The 17458-nt window shown below is 72.7% G+C and carries 22 protein-coding genes; 8 read left to right on the top strand and 14 right to left on the bottom strand.

Translation table 11 applies throughout. The annotated features are described in order from the left end of the window. Positions 1 to 9: 9 nt before the first annotated feature. The 14 genes from BK819_RS00830 to BK819_RS00765 all read right to left on the bottom strand — a co-directional run bounded on the left by BK819_RS00830 (position 10) and on the right by BK819_RS00765 (position 11343). Positions 10 to 1395: a flagellar hook-length control protein FliK gene (locus BK819_RS00830; RefSeq protein WP_071327500.1), complete on the bottom strand. Its 1386-nt coding sequence runs from the start codon at positions 1393 to 1395 to the stop codon at positions 10 to 12. Next, complete coding sequence (locus BK819_RS00825) at positions 1392 to 1814, bottom strand: hypothetical protein (RefSeq protein ID WP_071327499.1); 423 nt, start codon at positions 1812 to 1814, stop codon at positions 1392 to 1394. The genes BK819_RS00830 and BK819_RS00825 overlap by 4 nt, the downstream gene beginning before the upstream one ends. Beyond that, positions 1811 to 3103, bottom strand: a complete 1293-nt coding sequence (locus BK819_RS00820) for a FliI/YscN family ATPase (RefSeq protein WP_071327498.1) — start codon at positions 3101 to 3103, stop codon at positions 1811 to 1813. Before BK819_RS00820 ends, BK819_RS00825 begins: the two co-directional genes overlap by 4 nt. Further along, positions 3100 to 3708 (bottom strand): FliH/SctL family protein, encoded by a 609-nt coding sequence (locus BK819_RS00815; RefSeq protein ID WP_071327497.1) that lies wholly within the window; start codon positions 3706 to 3708, stop codon positions 3100 to 3102. Before BK819_RS00815 ends, BK819_RS00820 begins: the two co-directional genes overlap by 4 nt. After that, on the bottom strand, positions 3698 to 4702 hold the full coding sequence (gene fliG / locus BK819_RS00810; protein WP_071327496.1) for a flagellar motor switch protein FliG: 1005 nt from the start codon (positions 4700 to 4702) through the stop codon (positions 3698 to 3700). Before fliG ends, BK819_RS00815 begins: the two co-directional genes overlap by 11 nt. After that, positions 4699 to 6321, bottom strand: a complete 1623-nt coding sequence (gene fliF / locus BK819_RS00805; protein WP_071327495.1) for a flagellar basal-body MS-ring/collar protein FliF — start codon at positions 6319 to 6321, stop codon at positions 4699 to 4701. The genes fliG and fliF overlap by 4 nt, the downstream gene beginning before the upstream one ends. Next, positions 6321 to 6581: a flagellar hook-basal body complex protein FliE gene (gene fliE / locus BK819_RS00800; RefSeq protein ID WP_051582258.1), complete on the bottom strand. Its 261-nt coding sequence runs from the start codon at positions 6579 to 6581 to the stop codon at positions 6321 to 6323. The genes fliF and fliE overlap by 1 nt, the downstream gene beginning before the upstream one ends. Before the next feature lie 41 nt (positions 6582 to 6622). Beyond that, positions 6623 to 7018: a flagellar basal body rod protein FlgC gene (locus tag BK819_RS00795; RefSeq protein ID WP_071327494.1), complete on the bottom strand. Its 396-nt coding sequence runs from the start codon at positions 7016 to 7018 to the stop codon at positions 6623 to 6625. Continuing rightward, positions 7015 to 7356: a flagellar basal body rod protein FlgB gene (flgB, locus tag BK819_RS00790; protein ID WP_025104347.1), complete on the bottom strand. Its 342-nt coding sequence runs from the start codon at positions 7354 to 7356 to the stop codon at positions 7015 to 7017. The genes BK819_RS00795 and flgB overlap by 4 nt, the downstream gene beginning before the upstream one ends. A 112-nt stretch (positions 7357 to 7468) precedes the next feature. Continuing rightward, complete coding sequence (locus BK819_RS00785; RefSeq protein WP_062635827.1) at positions 7469 to 7765, bottom strand: hypothetical protein; 297 nt, start codon at positions 7763 to 7765, stop codon at positions 7469 to 7471. Further along, positions 7762 to 8148: a flagellar export chaperone FliS gene (gene fliS, locus BK819_RS00780; protein ID WP_062635829.1), complete on the bottom strand. Its 387-nt coding sequence runs from the start codon at positions 8146 to 8148 to the stop codon at positions 7762 to 7764. The genes BK819_RS00785 and fliS overlap by 4 nt, the downstream gene beginning before the upstream one ends. 2 nt (positions 8149 to 8150) lie before the next feature. Then, positions 8151 to 9539 carry a flagellar filament capping protein FliD gene (gene fliD / locus BK819_RS00775; protein WP_071327493.1) on the bottom strand — a complete coding sequence of 463 codons (1389 nt, stop codon included), beginning with the start codon at positions 9537 to 9539 and terminating at the stop codon, positions 8151 to 8153. An 88-nt stretch (positions 9540 to 9627) separates the two neighbouring features. Further along, positions 9628 to 10458 (bottom strand): flagellin, encoded by an 831-nt coding sequence (locus tag BK819_RS00770; RefSeq protein WP_071327492.1) that lies wholly within the window; start codon positions 10456 to 10458, stop codon positions 9628 to 9630. Between the two features lie 81 nt (positions 10459 to 10539). Continuing rightward, positions 10540 to 11343 carry a sigma-70 family RNA polymerase sigma factor gene (locus BK819_RS00765; protein WP_060923201.1) on the bottom strand — a complete coding sequence of 268 codons (804 nt, stop codon included), beginning with the start codon at positions 11341 to 11343 and terminating at the stop codon, positions 10540 to 10542. 217 nt (positions 11344 to 11560) lie between these two features. Here BK819_RS00765 and flgN point away from each other — a divergent pair, with 217 nt between their 5' ends. Genes flgN through BK819_RS00725 form a run of 8 tightly spaced genes read left to right on the top strand, consistent with a single transcriptional unit; the run spans position 11561 to position 17453 of the window. Beyond that, positions 11561 to 12043 carry a flagellar export chaperone FlgN gene (gene flgN, locus BK819_RS00760; RefSeq protein ID WP_025104341.1) on the top strand — a complete coding sequence of 161 codons (483 nt, stop codon included), beginning with the start codon at positions 11561 to 11563 and terminating at the stop codon, positions 12041 to 12043. 13 nt (positions 12044 to 12056) lie between these two features. Continuing rightward, positions 12057 to 13466, top strand: a complete 1410-nt coding sequence (gene flgK / locus BK819_RS00755; protein ID WP_071327491.1) for a flagellar hook-associated protein FlgK — start codon at positions 12057 to 12059, stop codon at positions 13464 to 13466. A gap of 25 nt (positions 13467 to 13491) precedes the next feature. Continuing rightward, entirely contained in the window at positions 13492 to 14361 is an 870-nt protein-coding gene (gene flgL, locus BK819_RS00750) for a flagellar hook-associated protein FlgL (protein ID WP_371259797.1), read from the top strand. Continuing rightward, positions 14358 to 14729 carry a flagellar assembly protein FliW gene (locus tag BK819_RS00745; protein WP_071327489.1) on the top strand — a complete coding sequence of 124 codons (372 nt, stop codon included), beginning with the start codon at positions 14358 to 14360 and terminating at the stop codon, positions 14727 to 14729. The genes flgL and BK819_RS00745 overlap by 4 nt, the downstream gene beginning before the upstream one ends. Positions 14730 to 14786: 57 nt before the next feature. Continuing rightward, entirely contained in the window at positions 14787 to 15404 is a 618-nt protein-coding gene (gene tsaB / locus BK819_RS00740; protein WP_071327488.1) for a tRNA (adenosine(37)-N6)-threonylcarbamoyltransferase complex dimerization subunit type 1 TsaB, read from the top strand. Continuing rightward, positions 15401 to 15889, top strand: coding sequence for a ribosomal protein S18-alanine N-acetyltransferase (gene rimI / locus BK819_RS00735; RefSeq protein WP_071327487.1), 489 nt, complete (start codon positions 15401 to 15403; stop codon positions 15887 to 15889). Before tsaB ends, rimI begins: the two co-directional genes overlap by 4 nt. Continuing rightward, positions 15886 to 16974, top strand: a complete 1089-nt coding sequence (tsaD, locus tag BK819_RS00730) for a tRNA (adenosine(37)-N6)-threonylcarbamoyltransferase complex transferase subunit TsaD (RefSeq protein ID WP_071327486.1) — start codon at positions 15886 to 15888, stop codon at positions 16972 to 16974. Before rimI ends, tsaD begins: the two co-directional genes overlap by 4 nt. Continuing rightward, on the top strand, positions 16971 to 17453 hold the full coding sequence (locus tag BK819_RS00725) for a hypothetical protein (protein ID WP_256209335.1): 483 nt from the start codon (positions 16971 to 16973) through the stop codon (positions 17451 to 17453). The genes tsaD and BK819_RS00725 overlap by 4 nt, the downstream gene beginning before the upstream one ends. Positions 17454 to 17458 lie beyond the last annotated feature (5 nt).

Below are 17458 nucleotides of genomic sequence, written 5' to 3'. Positions count from 1 at the left end.
CCTCTCTGGTCAGGCGTAGACGTCGATGCCGCCGAGCGGAGCGACGGGCGGTGCGGTCGGGGGCGGGGAAGTGGTCGACGTCGAGGTCGGGGGACGCGGGACGGGCTGCGGGCGCGGGCGGTCCTGGTCACCGTTCCCGGTCTGGCCGTGCGTCGTCGCGCCGTGTTGGGGCGAGGAGGACGAGCCGTCCCCCGTGCTGAGGCTGAGGGTGGCGTGCGGCGCGGCGACCGCGAGGTCCCGGCGGAGGTCGACGAGGAGAGCACGCAGGGCGTCCCTGCCGATCTCGCTCGGGGCCTGCAGCTCGATGCGGAGGGTGGAGCCGGCGATGTGGGCCCGCACGGTGACGGGACCGAGGTTCTCCGGCGAGACGGTGAGCGTGATCCGGTGGTCGCCATCGGGGGCCTGGGCCAAGGACAGCACCGGGGCCGCCACCTGGGGGAGCAGGGCTGGGCGGACCGGCGCGGGGACGGTGCTCGGCGGCGCGACGGCAGCAGTGGCCGTGGCGGCGACCGGGCTCGGCGCGCTGGCGGACCCGGCCGCGACCGGGTCGATGCTCGTCGTGCCCGCCGGCGTGGTGGTGACCGGCGCCGGAGCCGAGGGCGTCGGGGGCAGCGAAGAGGTCTCGGGGACGCTCGGGGCCGCGGTCGGGGGATCGAGCGTGGCCGTCGCTCCGTCCGGCGCCGGGCCGGCGAGGCGGGACATCCGGCCGTCCGACCCCGTGCTCGTCCCGCCGTCGGCGCCGGCGCGCGCACCCGCCGCTGCGTCGACGGACGAGGCGGGCGGGGAGGACACGACCGCTGCGATCGTCGGAGGCTGCGTCGTCGGAGCCGGCGACGGGAGAGCGGCGGCCGACCGGACCGCTTCGGCCTCGATCGGTCCGGCGACCGGCGCCCTGCCGGCCGCCGTGGGCCCCGCCTCCGCATGAGGAGACGTCGCCGCAGCGGAGACCGAGTCGATGGCGGGCAGGGCGAGCGCGTCGATGGCGGACAGCGCGGGCGCGTCGATGCCGGGGCCGGCCGGACCCGCGGGAGACGGAGGAGCCGGAGTGTGCTCTCCCGGCGGCGGCGTCGGGACCGCGGTCGAGTCGGCGTCCGACGGAGCGACAGGCAGCATCGATGGCGGAGCGATCACGGACCCGGAGGGCGACGGGGCGGGGAGCGGAGGCGGCGTGGCGACGGCACCGTCGGCGGGAACGGCTGCCGTGGTGCCGTCGCCGCCGGTGGCGACGTCGGCCGCAGGCCCCTCGGGCGACTCGGAGTCGGCCGGCTCCGTCTCCCGGACGGCATCGCGCACGGCATCGGCGAAGGCGGCGGCTCCGGGGGCGCCGCGGGGCACCGAGGCTGCGGGGCGTGCGGGGCGCACGTCCAGAGCAGCGATGAGGTCGAGGGCGGTCATGCCGGGTCCTCCGTCCGCGAGCGGGAGGCGATCTCGTCCAGTTCCGCCTGCTCCGCGCGCAGGTCTGCCGTCCGCACTGCTTCCGTGTGGTTGTCGGCGAGCCGTTCGAGACCGCGGAGAGTGCGCCGGGCGTCGGCGTGCTCGGCCCGCGCCTCGGCGACCGTCTCCTGCTGGAGGTCGGCGAGCGCCGTGAGATCGGCGAGCAGGGCGCGGCCGGAGACGCGGGCCGCGGCGAGTGCGGCGAGAGCACGCACGTCCACGGCCTCCGTATCGGTGCCGGCCAGATGCGCGCGCAGGACCCGGTCCCTGGCTTCGGTGTGCTGCGCGTCGATGACCGCGCGCGACAAGCGCTGCGCCGCCGCGCGTTCTTGGATCTCCCGGACGCGCAGGAGACCCGCGAGCGAGAATCCTCTGCTCATGACACCCCCTCGAAGGCGGAGACCAGGCCCTCCAGCCGCATCCAGGACTCCTCGATCGGACTGGTCTCGTCGAGCGGCTGCGTGAGGAACGCCGAGATGGCGCGCTCGTGCGTGATCGCCGCGTCGATGCGGGCGTCGGCACCGGCATGGTAGGCGCCGATGTCGATGAGGTCGTTGGCCCGGCGTCGCGCCGCGAGCACCGCACGGAGGGTGGCGGCGTGGTCGCGGCGCTCCCGGCTCGTGACCTTGCCGGCCACGCGGGAGACGGATCCGAGGACGTCGATCGCAGGGTGGTGCCCGGCGAGCGCGAGGGCGCGATCCAGCACGACGTGGCCGTCGAGGATCGAGCGGACGGTGTCGGCGATGGGCTCGTTGTGGTCGTCGCCGTCGACGAGCACGGTGTAGATGCCGGTGATGGAGCCGGTGCGGTCGGTGCCGGCGCGCTCCAGCAGCCCCGCGAGGAGGGAGAAGGTGGAGGGCGGGTAGCCGCGGGTGGCCGGCGGCTCGCCCGCGGAGAGGCCGATCTCGCGCTGGGCCATCGCGACCCTGGTCAGCGAGTCCATCATGAGGATCGCGTGTGCGCCCTCGTCGCGGAAGGCCTCCGCGATCCGGGTGGCGGTGAAGGCGGCGCGGATGCGGGCCATCGCCGGCTGATCCGAGGTGGAGACGACGACGACGGAGCGCGCGAGTCCCTCCGGACCCAGGTCGTCCTCGATGAACTCGCGGACCTCGCGGCCGCGCTCGCCGACGAGGGCGATGACGGTGACCTCGGCTTCGGTGCCGCGGGCGATCATCGACAGCAGCGACGACTTCCCGACCCCGGATCCCGCGAACAGGCCGACGCGCTGGCCGCGGCCGACGCTGACCAGGGTGTCGAGCGCGCGCACGCCGAGGGGAAGCGGAGTGTCGATGCGGTCGCGCTCCATGATCGAGGGCGTGTCGTGATCCAGGCTCACGTGCGGCGCTGCGAGGGGGCCCTTGCCGTCGATGGGGCGTCCGAGCCCGTCCAGGACCCGGCCGAGCAACGCGGATCCGGTGGGAACCCGAACCGGGCCGCCGCGCCCTCGCACCGGGGCGCCGACGGTGAGACCGGCGACCGGGGCGAGGGGCATGCACCGGAGGCCGTCCTCGCCCGTGGCCACGACCTCGGCGTCGATGCCGTCGAGTGTCAGCACGTCCCCCACGGCGCCGTCGAGGCCGCGGACCTGCACGCTGAGACCGCGCACCTGCGAGACCTCGCCGATCCGTTCCGGACGCGCCGCCGCGAGCACGGCGGTCCACGAGCTCACGGCGCGCCTTCCAGGACAGCGCGGCGCGCGCGGGCGAGGGCCGTCGCGACCCTGGCGTCGATCAGGCCGTGCTCCAGCTCGGCCACGGCGTCGCCGCGGGCGAGGGTGTCGTCGGCCACCAGCGCGATCTCGGAGACGCCCTGTCCTGCCTCCGCGGCGAGGATGCGGAGGTCTTCCGGGTGCACCCGGAGACGCCGGACGGCGGCTGCATCGGTGGCGTTCAGGGCGCGGCGAGCCGCGGCGGCCGCGGACGATCCTGCGTCGCCCAGTTCGGCCGCGAGGATGAGCTCCGCGAGGTCGATCGCGTGCGAGAGCACCTGTCCGGTCGCGGCGGACTCCAGCGCGGCCTCTCGGGCGGTCAGGGACCGGGCCGCGGCGTGCAGCGCGGCGACGGCAGCCGAGACGTCCTCAGCCCGGATGCGCTCCCTTTCCGCCTGTGCGGCCTCGGCCGCTCGTCGAGCAGCTTCGGCATCGGCCACCCCTGCCCGGAAGCCGGCGGCGTGCCCCTCCGCGTACCCGCGGCGGCGCGCACGCTCCTGCTCGGCCCGGTGGTCGGAGCCGCCGAGTCGGGGGAACGCGGCCGGCGCGAACGCGTCAGTAGACATATTCGTCCTCGTCGGCCCGCTGCACCGTGATGTCTCCCGCGGCCTCCAGCGCACGGATCGTCCGGACGATCTCGGCCCGCGCCTCCTCGACCTGGGAGACGCGCACCGGGCCCAGCGTCCGGGCCTCCTCGTCGAGGTTCTCGCGGTTGCGCTCGGACACGTTACGGCGGATGAGGTCGACGATGGGCTGCTGTGCGCCCTTGAGGGCGAGGGCCAGCGAGCGGATGTCCATGCCTCGCAGCACGCGCTGGGTGTCGCGGTCGTCGAGCTTGACGATGTCGGCGAAGGTGAACATGCGCGACCGGATGTCCTCCGCGAGGGCACTGTCGCGGTCCTCGATGCTGGCGAGCAGCGCCTTCTCGATCGTCGCGCCGGAGCGCCCGATGATCTCCACGAGCGGCTCGACTCCGCCGAGCACCTCGGGGCTGTCCCGCGAGGCGAGGCTGCCGGTGCGGGCCTTGAGGGCATCGGCGACGATCGTGATGGCCTCCTGCGAGGCGGTGCCCATGGTGGCGATGGCCTGGGCCACGTCGGTCCTGGCCGGATCGGGCAGCGCGGCGAGGACCGCGGCGGCCTGATCGGCGGGGAGATGGGCGAGCACGAGGGCGACGGTCTGCGGCAGCTCGCCGTCGAGGAGCGTGGCGAGATGCGCGGCATCGGCGGAGGCGAGGAAGTCGAAGGACGCGCTCATCGTCGTCGAGCCGACCCGGCCGAGCACCGCCGCCGCCCGCTCGGAGCCGAACGACGCCTCCAACAGGCCCGCGGCGATGTCGCGTCCGCCGCGCGCCGGCGGGAGATGCCCGGCGGCGATGCGATGGAACTGGCCGAGCGCCTGCACCGTGGTCTCCGCGTCGAGATCCTGCAGTCCGATGATCTCGGCGGCGACGGCCTCGGCCTCCGCTTCGGAGAGGTGCTTCATGACCTCGACGGCCTGGGCGCGGTCGAGGTTCATCAGGACGATCGCGGCCGTCTGCCGATCGGTCAGTCCGCTCATACCCGCGACCTGTCGTCGATGAGGGTGCGCAGCAGCTCCGCGGTGCGCTGCGGATCCTGACGGGTGAGCGCGGCGATCTCGGCGCGGCGGCGCTCCAGGCTGATCTGCGCGGGTTCGGGCTCCGGGTCGGGGTCGAGGTCGGGGACCGGCTCGAGGAAGGCGAGCGGTGTGGTCGGCGCCTCCAGCACGGCCGTCGGGGCGTCGGCCGAGAGCGCGGACAGCTCGGCGGGGCGGTCGCCGAAGAGCTGGTCGAACTCCTCCGCACCGCGTGCCTTCCGCCGCGAACGGACGATGAGCGCGGCGATCGCGGCGATGAGGGGGATGGCGATGGCGGCTGCGACGATCACGGTGTTCAGGAGAGCGGCCTGACGGGCACCTTCTTCGGCGTCCTTCGCCGCCTGCAGCGCGGCCTGAGCGGCCTCGGCGTCCGTCTGGCTGAAGGCGACGAGTTCGACGGCGAGCTCGTCGCCGCGGGTCCTGTCGATACCGGCCGCGGTGGCGACGAGATCGCTGAGCTGGGCGGAGCTGAGGTCGCCTCCGGCTCCGGCGTCCACGGCGACCGACACCGACTGCCGCAGCAGGGTGCCCGCGGGGGTGGAGGTGCTCTCGGTGGCCTTGTTGACGGCGTTGGTGCGCGTCTCCTCCGTGTTCGTGTAGGTGCCGTCGCCGTTTCCGTTCGGAACCGCGATGTTGTCCGGACCGAGCACCCCCGCCTCCGAGGTGGAGCCGTTGCTGTTCTGCTCGCGGACCTCTTCGGTGAGCGGGGGCGTGCCCTCGGCCGGGGTGTAGGTCTCCTCGACGCGTTCGTTCACGGAGCGGTCGATCTCGGCGACCACGGTCACGGTCGCGTTCCCCGGACCGACCACGGTGTCCAGCATCTGCTGCACGCTCGCGGCCACGCGGGCCTCGTAGTCGCTCGCCTGCTGGTCGAGGCCGCCGGTGGCTCCGCCGCCCACGGTCGACAGCGTGCGTCCGGTCTGGTCGACGACGGCCACGTTCTCCGGTTTCATGCCGCTGACGGCGGCCGAGGTGAGGTGCACGATGGCCTCGACCTGCTTCTGGTCGAGCGTCGTGCGTCCGGCGGTCTCCACGAACACGGAGGCGGTCGCGTCGACCGTCTCCGACACGAAGACGCTCTCCTCGGGGATCGCGAGCTGCACGGACGCTGCGGAGACGCCGTCGATGGCCGAGATCGTGGCGGCGAGCTCGCCCTCGATCGCGCGCTTGTAGGTGACCGACTGCTGGAACTCGCTCGTGGTGACGCCCATGTCGTCGAGCAGCGAGTATCCGGCGGATCCGGCGCTCGGCAGCCCGGCGGAGGCGGCCGCGAGCCGCTGGTCGTAGACGTCCTTCTCGGGGACGAGCACGGTGGCGCCGCCGTCGGCGAGCTCGTAGGGGACGGAGGCGGAGCGCAGCTGCTCCACCACGGCGTTCGCGTCGGAGGCGTTCAGGCCGGAGAACAGCGGCGTGTAGGTGGGGCGGCTGAGCCAGCTGGACAGGGCGATGATGCCGAGCGCGAGCACGGCGATGCCGATGATGGCGATGGTTCGCTGCGCGAGCGAGAATCCGGCGACTACCCGCCGCATCCGCTGGAACGCTCCGGTCACTGCCGGGGGCATCAGGCCTGCATCCGCATGATCTCGTTGAACGCGTCGACGCCCTTGTTGCGGACGGCGGCGACGAGTTCGAGGGTGACGGCGGCGCGCGAGGAGGCGATCATCGCGGCGTGGATGTCGTCGAGGTCGCCGGTCACGGCGGCGACCTTCAGGGTGTCGGACTCGGACTGCAGCGAGCGCAGCTCGTCGATCGCGCCGGTGACGCTGTTCGCGAAGGCCGTGTCGTCGCCGGTCTTCGCACCCGTCACGGGCGAGGTGGTCATGCCGAGGGACGAGGCGACGGCCTCGATGCCGGCCACGGCGCTCACGCGTTCCGCCCGATCTGCAGCGCCGCCTCGTAGGAGTTGCGGGCACGATCCACGATCGCCGCGCTCGCCTGGTATCCGCGCTGCGCGAGGATCAGCTGGCTCATCTGGTCTCCCAGGTCGATGTCGGGGTAGCGCACGTAGCCGTCGGCGTCGGCGAGCGGATGGTCGGGTTGGTGCACGAGCCGGCCCTCCGCGTCGCCCTGGACGGTCCCGGCGACGTAGACCCCGGGGGACTGGTCGCTGGTCTGCGCCAGGATGTACCGCGCTCGGAACGCCGCGCCGTCGGTCGGTGTCGCCGTGTTGATGTTGGCGATGTTGTCGCTGATGGCGTCCAGCCACTTCCGGTGCACGGTCAGTCCCGTGCCGGCGATCCCGATGGCGTCGAAGGTCATGACGTCCTCATCGCGGTGCGCATCGAGGAGAACGACCCGTTCACGGCCTGCGTCGCGAACTGGTAGCGCAGCATCGTGTCGATGCTGGACAGGGTCTCGGTGTCGAGGTTCACGTTGTTGCCGTTCAGCCTCGTCGGCTCGAGCGACGTCCCGACCGTGGCGGACACATCCCCGTCGCCGGCGGCGATCGAGTCGGCGAGCGCGGCCTCGAACTGCACGCGCTTGGCGTGGTAGTCGGGGGTGTTGATGTTGGCGATGTTGTCGGCGATGGCTCGCTGGCGCAGCGAGAGGCCGTTCAGCGCACTCGTCAGTGCGGTGATGGTCACAGAGTCGAACACGAACCGGCTCCCCGTGTGTGGGCGAAGTGGCCGTTCCCTGGCCGAGTCTTACGAGCGATCCGTGCTCTCGGGAGACTGTCGGCCGTCCGTGCGGTTTCGTTAGGAGGGCCGCTCACCCGTCCACGTCGAGGTAGGCGGGGGCATCAGGCGAGCGGGGCGCCGGCACCCGCCGGACGGCACCGAGGTGCTGCCGCAGCCCCTCGAGCTCGGAGCGGGCGCGCTCCATGGCGGCGTGCTGCCGGTCGATCACCGCGCGGGCGCGATCGGCCAGGTGCGGGGGGAGCGGGGAGGACGGCGGCGCCCAGGGGATGATGTCGTGCACCTCGACGGCGCCCGCCGGCGCGGCGAGGATCCGGTCGGCGTCCGCTTCGAGCCGGTCGAGCAGCGCGGCCCAGTCCTCGTCCGTCATGCGCGGCCCTCCGCGACGGCCAGGGCGGCAGCGTGCCAGGCGTCGCGCAGCGGCACGACGAGCTCGCGGCAGGCGTGCGTGCGCTCGGGATCGCGGCCGATGTTGGCGCCGATCAGCGTCTGGGACAGGAAGACGTACAGCGAGCGCAGCCCGGCGCTGCCGCTCCAGTCGTCGGTGAGGGACGACGACAGCTCGGCCACGATCGCCTGCGCGTGCTGGAGCTGGGTGTTGGCCTCGGTCCAGTCGGCCGCCCGCTGCGCCGTCTCGGCGCGTTCGATGTCGAGCAGGAGCCGGTCGTAGAGCATCGTGACCAGGCGCTCCGGCGGGGCGGACAGGATGGCGTCCTCGCGGTACCGCTGCTGGGCACGCAAGGCGGCGTTCATGCTCACGAGTCCGACCCGGAGCGGCTGCTCGGCAGCGCGTTGATCTGGGAGGCGAGGTACGACGACTGCGACTGCATCTGCGACAGCATCACCTCGAGGCGCGCGTACGTGCGCTCCAGCGACGCCTTGCGCTGCGCGAGGCGCACGTCCCAGCGCTCCATCTGCTCGCCGAGGCTCTTGACCTCGCTCTCCTGACCCGTGATCCGCGAGGTGAGCAGCCCGTCGTACTTGTCGGAGTACGAGGTCGCCGTCTGCTCCACGCGTGCCGCGACCGCGGAGAAGAGCGCGCCGACGGCCGCGGGGTCCTTCGCCAGCGCCTCGGAGAATTTCTCCTCGTCGAACGTGAGCTTGCCGTACATGTCGGTCGAGATGCCGATCGTGGACGGCGAGACGCCGTCCACGGGGTGCTGCACGGCGTCGGCGAGGGCCGTCCGCAGACCGCGGATGGTGCTGTCGCCGGTGAAGACGCCGAGAGTGGTCTTCTCGCCCTGTCCCGCGGCGACCGTCGCCTTCGAGCCGTTGTCGATGCGCGTGAAGATGTCGGTGAGGAGGGCGATGAACTCCCCGGAGGCCTTGGTCCTGGCCTCGCCGTCGACGGCGACGGTGACCGTGACAGGGGTGGTCGAGACGGCGGAGACCGTGACGTCGACGCCCTCGAAGAGATCGGTGAACGTGTTGCCGGACGAGGTGATGACCTGTTCGGCCGCGGTGCCGGCCCAGAGCCGCAGCTGCGCGTCCGTGCCCGTGGCGATGACGGCGGCGCCGGGCTCCGTGGACACGTCCGTGGCGGTGCCGGCGGTCACGGCGGCGAGGTCGCCCGCGTAGACGCGGAACCGTCCGGTCTCTCCGGATTCCTCGGCTCGGAGCTGCAGGCGGTAGACAGGGGTGCCGTCGGCATCCTTGCCGGCGGGGACGGCCGTGGCGAGGACACCGGTGTCGGCGTCGTTGATGGCCTGGGCGATGTCCTGCATCGACGTCGAGTCGGCCTGCACCTGGACGCGCTTGCCCGTGGCGTCCTCGAGCGTCAGGACGGGCGGGTCCGCGGGCCAACGGCTCGCGGACGCGGAGACCACCGTATGCGCCTGGGCGAGACGGTCGACGACGATGTCGGTGGACACGGGAGCGGCGCCGGTGCGCAGGGCGACCTTCACCGACTCGGACGACGCGCTGCCGGTGAAGCGGTCGAGACCGCCGGGCGCTGCGGCCTTCTCGGCGGCGGCGGCGAGGTTCTGCACGGCCGTGTTGAGGGTGCGCAGCTGCGTCATGACGACGTTCTTGTCGTCGATCTTGGCCTTGAGCAGCGTGCGGGGGATGGCGTGCACGTCCATGAGGGCCTTGATGACCTCGGTGGTCTTGAGCCCCGATACGAGGCCGTCGAGCGAGAGCGACATGCGGCTTCCCTTCTGTGTGCGGCGGGGCCCGGGCGACGGCCGAAGCCGTCACCCGGACCCCCGGAGTGATTCCGTGCGGCGGCGCGGATCAGCGCAGCAGCTGGAGCACGCCCTGGTTGGCCTGGTTGGCCTGGGCCAGCATGGCCGTTCCCGCCTGCGACAGGATGTTCGCCGACGTGAACTTGACCATCTCGGACGCCATGTCGGTGTCGCGGATACGGCTCTCGGCGGCGGCGAGGTTCTCGGCCGACACGTTGAGGCTGTTGATGGTCGACTCGAAGCGGTTCTGCAGCGCACCGTAGCCGGCACGAGCGGTCGAGACCGCCTGGATCTGCGTGTCGATGCCCGCCAGAGCCGCACCGTACGATGCCGCGTCGGTCATCGTCGCCGCGAGGGTCTTGATGTCGGCGCCGAGGGTGTCGAAATCGGTCAGGGCGACCGAGATCTGGTCATCGGCGGCGACGGAGCCCGCACCGACCTGGAACGTCAGCGTCGTGCCGCCCGAGAGCAGCTTGATGCCGTTGAAGTTCGTGCTGTCGGCGACCCGGGTGAGCTCGTCACCGAGGGTGTTGATCTCCTTCTGGATCGCCTCGCGCGACTTCGCGTTGTTCGAGTCGTTCGCGCCCTGAGCGGTCAGGTCGCGAACGCGCTGCAGGATGGAGTGCACCTCGGTCAGGGCGCCTTCCGCGGTCTGGATGACCGAGATGCCGTCCTGGGCGTTGCGGGCCGCGACGTTCAGGCCGTTGACCTGCGAACGCAGGCCCTCGGAGATCGCGAGGCCGGCGGCGTCGTCCGCTGCGCGGTTGATGCGCAGACCGCTCGAGAGCTTCTCGAGCGACTTCGACAGGTCGTTCTGCGTGTTGGACAGGTTGCGGTAGGCGTTGAGCGCGCCCACGTTGGTGTTGATCTGCATACCCATGAGGGTTTCCTCCGTGATGTGTTGAACAGGAGACCATCCGTGGTCTCCTGCCCTCACCTATCGGCGGAGGATCCGATCGCGTTAGGCGGGGGCGGCGGCGCGGAAGACGTCGCCGATCCGGACGCCGGCGGCCTCGGCGATGCGGCCGAAGTACGCATCCCGCGCGGCGGGCGACACCCGGGTGGTGGTCGTGGTCTCCGTGCCGCCCTCGGCGAAGTAGCGGTCCAGGGCGTCGCGGAGCAGGCGCACCGCCTCCGCCCGCTGCTGCGAGACGGCGGAGTGGGTGACGCCGAGTTCCTCGGCGATCTCCTTGACGGGGCGCTCCTCGACGTAGACGGCCACGACGATGCGGCGCATGCGCTCGGGGAGAGCGGTGATGGCGTGCTCGAGCACCTCTCGTCGCTCGCCGACCAGCGCGGACTCCTCCGGCAGGGGGATGTCGGCGACGAGGTCCCGGGTGGCGGGGTCGTCGAGCGGGGCGACCGTGCGCGCAGCGTCGGCGAGGGCCTCCACGACCGCCTCCTTGGGGGAGCCCATGGCGGTGGCGATCTCGGTGGCGGTCGCCGTGCGACCGAGCGCGGCGGTGAGGGTGTCGCGCACGGCGACGGTCTCCTTGATGCGCTTGCGGATGCCGCGGGATGCCCAGTCCATGGCGCGCATCTCGTCGGCGAAGGCGCCGAGGATGCGTCGGCGGGCGTATGCGCCGAACGGGACGCCGAGCGCGGGGTCGTAGGCGTCGGCGGCGGTCACGAGCGCGAGCGCGCCGACGGCGGCGAGTTCTTCGCGGGGGATATGGGTAGCCCGAGCATGGGTGTCTGCAGCGAGGTAGCCGACCAGGGGGAGGTTGGCCTCGACGAGGCGGTTGCGCTCAGCGCGCGACGACATGGGGGATGATCCACCTCTCTGGATGCACTCCGGAAGCTCATGGCGAGGGGTAGATGTCCATATCACAAGGTCCGAGATATGTCCATGGGGATAACTAACCGCCGCCAATCCACATAGTAACCTTAGGGGCGCGATGGCCGATAGAGATTTATGAACCGTTAATAGGCGGGCCGGTCGCACCTGCGTGGGGCGGGCGATCGCTGGGGACAAGGGGATCATGGGAGCCAACGAACTATCGATGCAGCTCTGGCGCGAGCGCGAGCTGCTCGAGATGCTGCTTTTCAAGCTCGACGAGCAACAGCTGCTGCTCGCCGCCGGCCGGTCGCACTGGATCCAGTTCGCGGCCAGGGAGATCGATCAGGTGCTCGACCGCCTGCGCGCCGCGAGCCTGGCCAGGGCCGTCGAGGTCGCCGGCGTCGCCGAGGAGTGGGGGGCTCCTCAGGACGCGACGATCGGGCAGCTCATCGAGCATGCCCCGGACGGGGCCTGGGGTGACGTCTTCACCGACCACATGCGCGCGCTCGTGAAGCTGACGGCGGAGGTCGAGCAGATGCGCGACGCCGCCGCGGAACAGCTCAGCGGGGTGCTCCGCGCCACCCAGGAGACCATCGCCGCTCTCGGCCAGGAGAGCGGCGAGTACACCACCCGCGGCGACCGCGCCCGCGAGGACGCCGCCCGCATCATCGACACCGAGATGTGACCGAGAGGGATTCATGTCGACCTTCAGTGGACTGACCACCGCCGCCAGCGGCCTCGCCGCCGCGCGCCGGGGCATGGATGTGGTCGGGCAGAACATCGCCAACCAGAAGACCGAGGGGTACACGCGGCAGCGCGTCGAGACCTCCTCCATCGCCGCCGTCGCGCAGACCGGGCGCTTCAGCATGGGTGCGCTGCCCGGACACGGCGTCTCCATCGACGGGGTGACCCGCCTCGGCGACGCGTTGCTCGACGCCCGGGTCCGCGACACCCTCGGCGCCTCCGGCTACTGGGCCACCCGCGCGCTCGCCGCGACGACCGCCGAGTCGGCGCTCGCGGAGCCGACGGACAAGGGCCTCGCCAACCGGTTGACCAACTTCTGGGCCGGCTGGCAGGACCTCGCCAACACCCCCGACTCCGGGGCCGCGGCCGCGAGCATCCTGGAGTCGGCGAAGGAGCTCGCCGCCCACATCTCCGGCGGCTACCGCACGGTCGCCGCGCAGTGGACGGCCGCTCGAGGGACCGCGGAGCGCACCGTCAGCCAGGTCAACGCCGCGGCTGACCAGATTGCGGTGCTGAACACCGAGATCCGCGAGGCTCTGGCCTCGGGGCGTTCGGCCAACGAACTCACCGACCGCCGCAACCTGCTCGCGGAGGACGTGGCCCGGCTCGCCGGCGCGACGGCGACTCTGGAGACGGACGGCACGCTCACGGTGCGCCTCGGCGGCAACGCCCTGGTCTCCGGCGGGGACGCCCGTCACCTCGCCCTGACCGGCTCGGCGACGATCGACGGCGCTCCGCGCGTCGGGGTCGTCTGGGAGTCGGTCCCGGATCTGCCCCTCGTGGTGGACGGCGGAGAGCTCGGCGGCTCGCTCGCGGTGCTCGCCCCGGCCGCCGACGGCGGGATGCTGGCGCAGCTCGCCGCCACCTACGACCGGGTGGCCACGGCGCTGGCGGAGTCGCTCAACGCGCAGCACCGCGCCGGTGTCACGGCGTCCGGACAGCCGGGTGGTGACTTCTTCACCCTCCCGGCGACCGGCTCTGCCGCGCTCGGGCTGCAGGTGGCCGTCACCTCGGCGGCCGACCTGGCCCTCGCCGCGCCCGGCGCGGGCTCCAAGGACGCGACGAACGCCGACCTCATCTCCCAGATCGGGCAGCGCGCGACTTCTCCGGATGCGCTGTGGACCGACCAGGTGACCCGCTTCGGCGTGGCCACCGCGGCCGACGTGCAGCGCGCGAAGGTGTCGGATGCGGCGGCGGTCGGTGCCGTCGGCGCGCAGCAGTCCGTCGCGGCCGTGGACGGCGACGAGGAGACGATCAGCCTCCTCACCTACCAGACCGCCTATCAGGCGGCGGCCCGCGTGCTCACCGCCGTCGACGAGGCCCTCGACGTCCTCATCAACCGCACGGGCGTCGTCGGACGCTGATCGGAGAAGCTCCATGATCTCTCGCGTGACCCAGACCACCATGACGCAGACGGCGATGCGCCAGCTGCAGTCCAACCTCTCCGAGCTCGCCCGGCTGCAGGAGCAGGCCACGTCGCAAAAGGCGTTCGCCGCGCCCTCGGACGATCCGGCCGCGGCCGCTGCCGCCCTCGCCCTGCATGCCGAGCAGCGGCGCACCGAGCAGTACGCGCGCAACATCGACGACGGCCTGGCGTGGGTGACCGCGGCCGACACGGCGATCACCTCCAGCACCTCGCTGCTCTCGCGGGTGCGGGACCTCACCGCGCAGGGTGCGAACGACGGGGCGCTGGACGCCGCGGCGAAGGAGGCCCTCGCGGTGGAGCTGGAGGGCATTCGCGACGAGCTGCTCTCACAGGCCAACACCCGGCTGCTCGGACGGTCCGTGTTCGCCGGGACCTCGGACACCGCGGCCTTCGCCGCCGACTACTCGTACAGCGGCGTCGCCGGCTCCGAGGTCACCCGCCGTGTGTCCGACGCGGCGGCCGTCCGCGTCGACACCGACGGGGCGGCGGTGTTCGGTACCGGCGACGACTCGGTGTTCGCTCTCGTCGACCGCATCGTCGCCGACCTCCGCTCCGGCAACAACGTGGGAACAAGGGTCGCGGAGATCGACGACCGCCGCACGGCGATGCTGGGCGTGCAGGGCGCGGTCGGCACCAGGCAGGCTCAGATCGAACGCGCCAAGGAGGCGACAGTGCAGAATTCCGTGTCCCTCGAGTCCCGCCGTGCCGCGGTCGAGGACGTCGACTCGGTCGAGGTGCTCATCCGCCTGCAGGCGCAGGAGCTCGTCTACCGCTCGGCGCTCGCCGTGAACGCGCGCGTGCTGCAGCCATCGCTGATGGACTTCCTGCGATGACCGCCGCGCTCACCTTCACGGCCCCGCCGCCCGGGCTGGCTCCGCACGTGGACTTCGCCCTCGCGCCCGTCGACGGCGCGGACGGGCTCTTCGCCATGCGGGCGGTCGAGGACGAGGCCCTGCGGCTCTACCTGGTCGACCCGAACACCGTCCTCACGGAGTACGCGCCGATCCTCACGGATGCGCAGGTCACCGACCTCGCGCTCGCCTCGGCGGACGACGCCTTCGTGCTCGTGGTCGCCCACCCCGCCGCCGAGGGCGTCAGCGTCAACCTGCTGGCGCCGGTCGTCGTGAACCGGGCGACGGGAGCGGCGACGCAGGTCATCCTCGAAGGTCAGGACTACCCCGTGCGGGCGCCGCTGGGCTGACCTGCGCGGGTGCCGGGGACCGGGCGTGACGGGCGGGGTGACGACTACCCTGGAGAGGTGATCCTCGCCGTCGACACCTCCCTTGGCACCGCCGTCGCCCTCATCGACCCGGACGGGACGCGTCGTGCCGAGGCCGCTACCGCCGATCCGCTGGGCCACGCCGAGGTGATCGGCGACCTGGTGCGCGACGTGCTCCGGGAGAGCGGGTCCGATGGCATCACGCACGTCGTGGCCGGAATGGGCCCGGGCCCGTTCACCGGGCTGCGGATCGGCATCGCGACCGCGCGGGCGTTCGCCCTCGGCCGCGCTGTCCCGGTCGTCCCGGTCCCGAGCCACATGGCGGCAGCGCTCACGATCCAGGCCACCGTGACCGGCCCGTTCGCCGTCGTCACCGACGCCCGCCGTCGCGAGGTCGCCGTCACCGTCTTCGACGGGCTGGACGAGGACGGGATCCCGCGCACGATCTCCGACACGGTCCTCGTGCGGGCCGCCGACGCCGACGAGCATCTCGCGGGCCTCCGCCGGGTGGACGTGACGACGCTGTCCGCGGTCGACCTCGCCCGGGTGGGGGCGCGGGCGCTCGCCGCCGGCCGGACCCTCGCCGGCGAGGAGCCGCTCTACCTGCGGCACCCGGACGTCACCCTGCCCGGTGCCCCGAAGAAGGTGGGCGCATGACGCTCCGGGACGCGCGGCCGGACGACCTCGACGCGATCATGGCCATCGAGCAGCGCTCGTTCCCGACCGACGCGTGGAGTCGGGAGACCATGGCGGGCGAGCTGGCGAGCCCGCACGGCCGCTACCTCGTCGACGAGCAGGGCGGGGCGATCGTCGGCTACGGCGGGGTCAGGGCCCTGCAGGGCGGCGCGGACGCCGACATCCAGACCATCGCCCTCCTCGCCGAGGTCCGAGGACAGGGACGCGGGCGCGCTCTGCTGCGTGCCCTGCTGCGGACGGCCGCGGCACGGGGCGCGCACGAGGTGTTCCTCGAGGTGCGCGCCGACAATCCGGCGGCCGAGGGGCTGTATCGCACGGAGGGCTTCGAGGAGATCGGCAGGCGCCCCCGTTACTATCAGCCGGACGACGTCGACGCGATCGTGATGCGTCTGGACCTGCGCCGCCATCCGGCGCCCGCCGATACGCCGGAGGAGGCGACCGCATGAGTGAGCCCCTGGTGCTCGGCATCGAGACGAGCTGCGACGAGACCGGCATCGGCATCGTGCGGGGCCGCACGCTGCTGTCCAACACGATCGCCTCCAGCATGGACGAGCACGCCCGGTACGGGGGCGTCGTGCCGGAGGTCGCGGCCCGCGCGCACCTCGAAGCGCTGCAGCCGGCCATCGACGCCGCTCTCGCCGAGGCCGACGTCCGCCTCGCCGACCTCGATGCGGTGGCCGTGACGAGCGGCCCGGGCCTCGCGGGAGCGCTCATGGTCGGTGTGGGGGCGGCGAAGGGACTCGCGGTCGCCCTCGACAAGCCGCTGTACGCGGTCAACCACCTCGTCGGCCACATCGCCGCCGACATCCTCACCCCGGAGGCGGCGCCGCTGGAGTACCCGACGATCGCGCTGCTGGTCTCCGGCGGCCACACCTCCCTGCTCCACGTGCGCGACCTCACGACCGATGTCGAGCTGCTCGGCGAGACCGTGGACGACGCTGCAGGCGAGGCCTTCGACAAGGTCGCCCGGCTGCTGTCGCTGCCGTATCCCGGCGGCCCCGAGATCGACCGGGCGGCGGTCGGCGGAGACCCGGACGCGATCCGCTTCCCGCGCGGGCTCTCCCGTGCCTCCGACCTCGCGAAGCATCGCTACGACTTCTCCTTCTCCGGGCTGAAGACCGCTGTCGCCCGCTGGGTCGAGCGCTTCGAGGCGGAGAACGCCGCCGCGGGCGCCGACGCGCGCGAGCTGCCGATCGCCGACGTCGCCGCCAGCTTCCGGGAGGCCGTCGTCGACGTTCTCGTCACCAAGGCGCTCAACGCCTGCGCGGACCTCGGGGTGCCGCGGCTGCTCCTGGGCGGTGGTGTGATCGCGAACCGTCGGCTCCGCGAGGTGGCGCTGGCCAGGGCCGCCGAGGCCGGCGTCACCGTGCGCATCCCGCCGCTGTCGCTCTGCACGGACAACGGTGCCATGATCGCCGCGCTCGCCGCTGAGCTCATCGCGTCGGGGCGCCCCGCCTCGACGCTCGGCTTCGGCGCTGACTCGACGCTGCCGGTCACCGAGATCCAGGTCGCGGAGGCGGTGCCGGCGTGAGCGGGCTCGCGCGCGGACCGGAGCCGGACGGGGCCATGCCCCGTGCGCGGGTCGAGCGCGCGAGCGGGCAGGTCGAACGTCCGGCAGGGACGGCGCGCCTTCCCGGGGCCCCGCGGGAGGGGTACACGAAGCTCCCGACGGGTCCGGTGGGCATCGAGCCGGTGGTCGTCAGCGGGCCCGACCTCGACCACGGGGAGGAGGACGCCTGGGAACCGGCGTCCGAGCCGGTGCCCGTGGACGACACTCGGCTGGCGCCGTGGGCGCTACTGGCGGCGATCGTCGCTCTCGGCGCATCGTTCTTCGTGGGGTGGGGGATCCCGGTCGCGGTCGTCGCCGTGATCGCCGCGATCATGTCGCTGCGCCGCCCCGTCGAGAACCGCGCGATCGCGCGCTGGGCGCTCGTGCTGGGTCTGTGCGCGACCGTGTACAGCCTGGGATGGCTGGTCTGGGCGGGCATGCAGTTCGAGAGGCTGGGCTAGGCGCG

The organism is Microbacterium sp. LCT-H2 (assembly GCF_001866135.1).
Taxonomy (GTDB): domain Bacteria; phylum Actinomycetota; class Actinomycetes; order Actinomycetales; family Microbacteriaceae; genus Microbacterium.
The sequence above is the reverse complement of the archived record's forward strand: the minus strand, read 5'-3'. Positions and strand labels throughout refer to the sequence as shown.

What these genes read in the sequence shown, in the direction of transcription:
- BK819_RS00830 (WP_071327500.1), bottom strand. Translation starts at nt 1,395, where the DNA reads ATGACCGCCCTCGACCTCATCGCTGCTCTGGACGTGCGCCCCGCACGC.
- BK819_RS00825 (WP_071327499.1), bottom strand. Translation starts at nt 1,814, where the DNA reads ATGAGCAGAGGATTCTCGCTCGCGGGTCTCCTGCGCGTCCGGGAGATC.
- BK819_RS00815 (WP_071327497.1), bottom strand. Translation starts at nt 3,708, where the DNA reads ATGTCTACTGACGCGTTCGCGCCGGCCGCGTTCCCCCGACTCGGCGGC.
- fliG (WP_071327496.1), bottom strand. Translation starts at nt 4,702, where the DNA reads ATGAGCGGACTGACCGATCGGCAGACGGCCGCGATCGTCCTGATGAAC.
- fliF (WP_071327495.1), bottom strand. Translation starts at nt 6,321, where the DNA reads ATGCCCCCGGCAGTGACCGGAGCGTTCCAGCGGATGCGGCGGGTAGTC.
- fliE (WP_051582258.1), bottom strand. Translation starts at nt 6,581, where the DNA reads ATGACCACCTCGCCCGTGACGGGTGCGAAGACCGGCGACGACACGGCC.
- BK819_RS00795 (WP_071327494.1), bottom strand. Translation starts at nt 7,018, where the DNA reads ATGACCTTCGACGCCATCGGGATCGCCGGCACGGGACTGACCGTGCAC.
- BK819_RS00785 (WP_062635827.1), bottom strand. Translation starts at nt 7,765, where the DNA reads ATGACGGACGAGGACTGGGCCGCGCTGCTCGACCGGCTCGAAGCGGAC.
- fliS (WP_062635829.1), bottom strand. Translation starts at nt 8,148, where the DNA reads ATGAACGCCGCCTTGCGTGCCCAGCAGCGGTACCGCGAGGACGCCATC.
- fliD (WP_071327493.1), bottom strand. Translation starts at nt 9,539, where the DNA reads ATGTCGCTCTCGCTCGACGGCCTCGTATCGGGGCTCAAGACCACCGAG.
- BK819_RS00770 (WP_071327492.1), bottom strand. Translation starts at nt 10,458, where the DNA reads ATGGGTATGCAGATCAACACCAACGTGGGCGCGCTCAACGCCTACCGC.
- BK819_RS00765 (WP_060923201.1), bottom strand. Translation starts at nt 11,343, where the DNA reads ATGTCGTCGCGCGCTGAGCGCAACCGCCTCGTCGAGGCCAACCTCCCC.
- flgN (WP_025104341.1), top strand. Translation starts at nt 11,561, where the DNA reads ATGGGAGCCAACGAACTATCGATGCAGCTCTGGCGCGAGCGCGAGCTG.
- flgK (WP_071327491.1), top strand. Translation starts at nt 12,057, where the DNA reads ATGTCGACCTTCAGTGGACTGACCACCGCCGCCAGCGGCCTCGCCGCC.
- BK819_RS00745 (WP_071327489.1), top strand. Translation starts at nt 14,358, where the DNA reads ATGACCGCCGCGCTCACCTTCACGGCCCCGCCGCCCGGGCTGGCTCCG.
- rimI (WP_071327487.1), top strand. Translation starts at nt 15,401, where the DNA reads ATGACGCTCCGGGACGCGCGGCCGGACGACCTCGACGCGATCATGGCC.
- tsaD (WP_071327486.1), top strand. Translation starts at nt 15,886, where the DNA reads ATGAGTGAGCCCCTGGTGCTCGGCATCGAGACGAGCTGCGACGAGACC.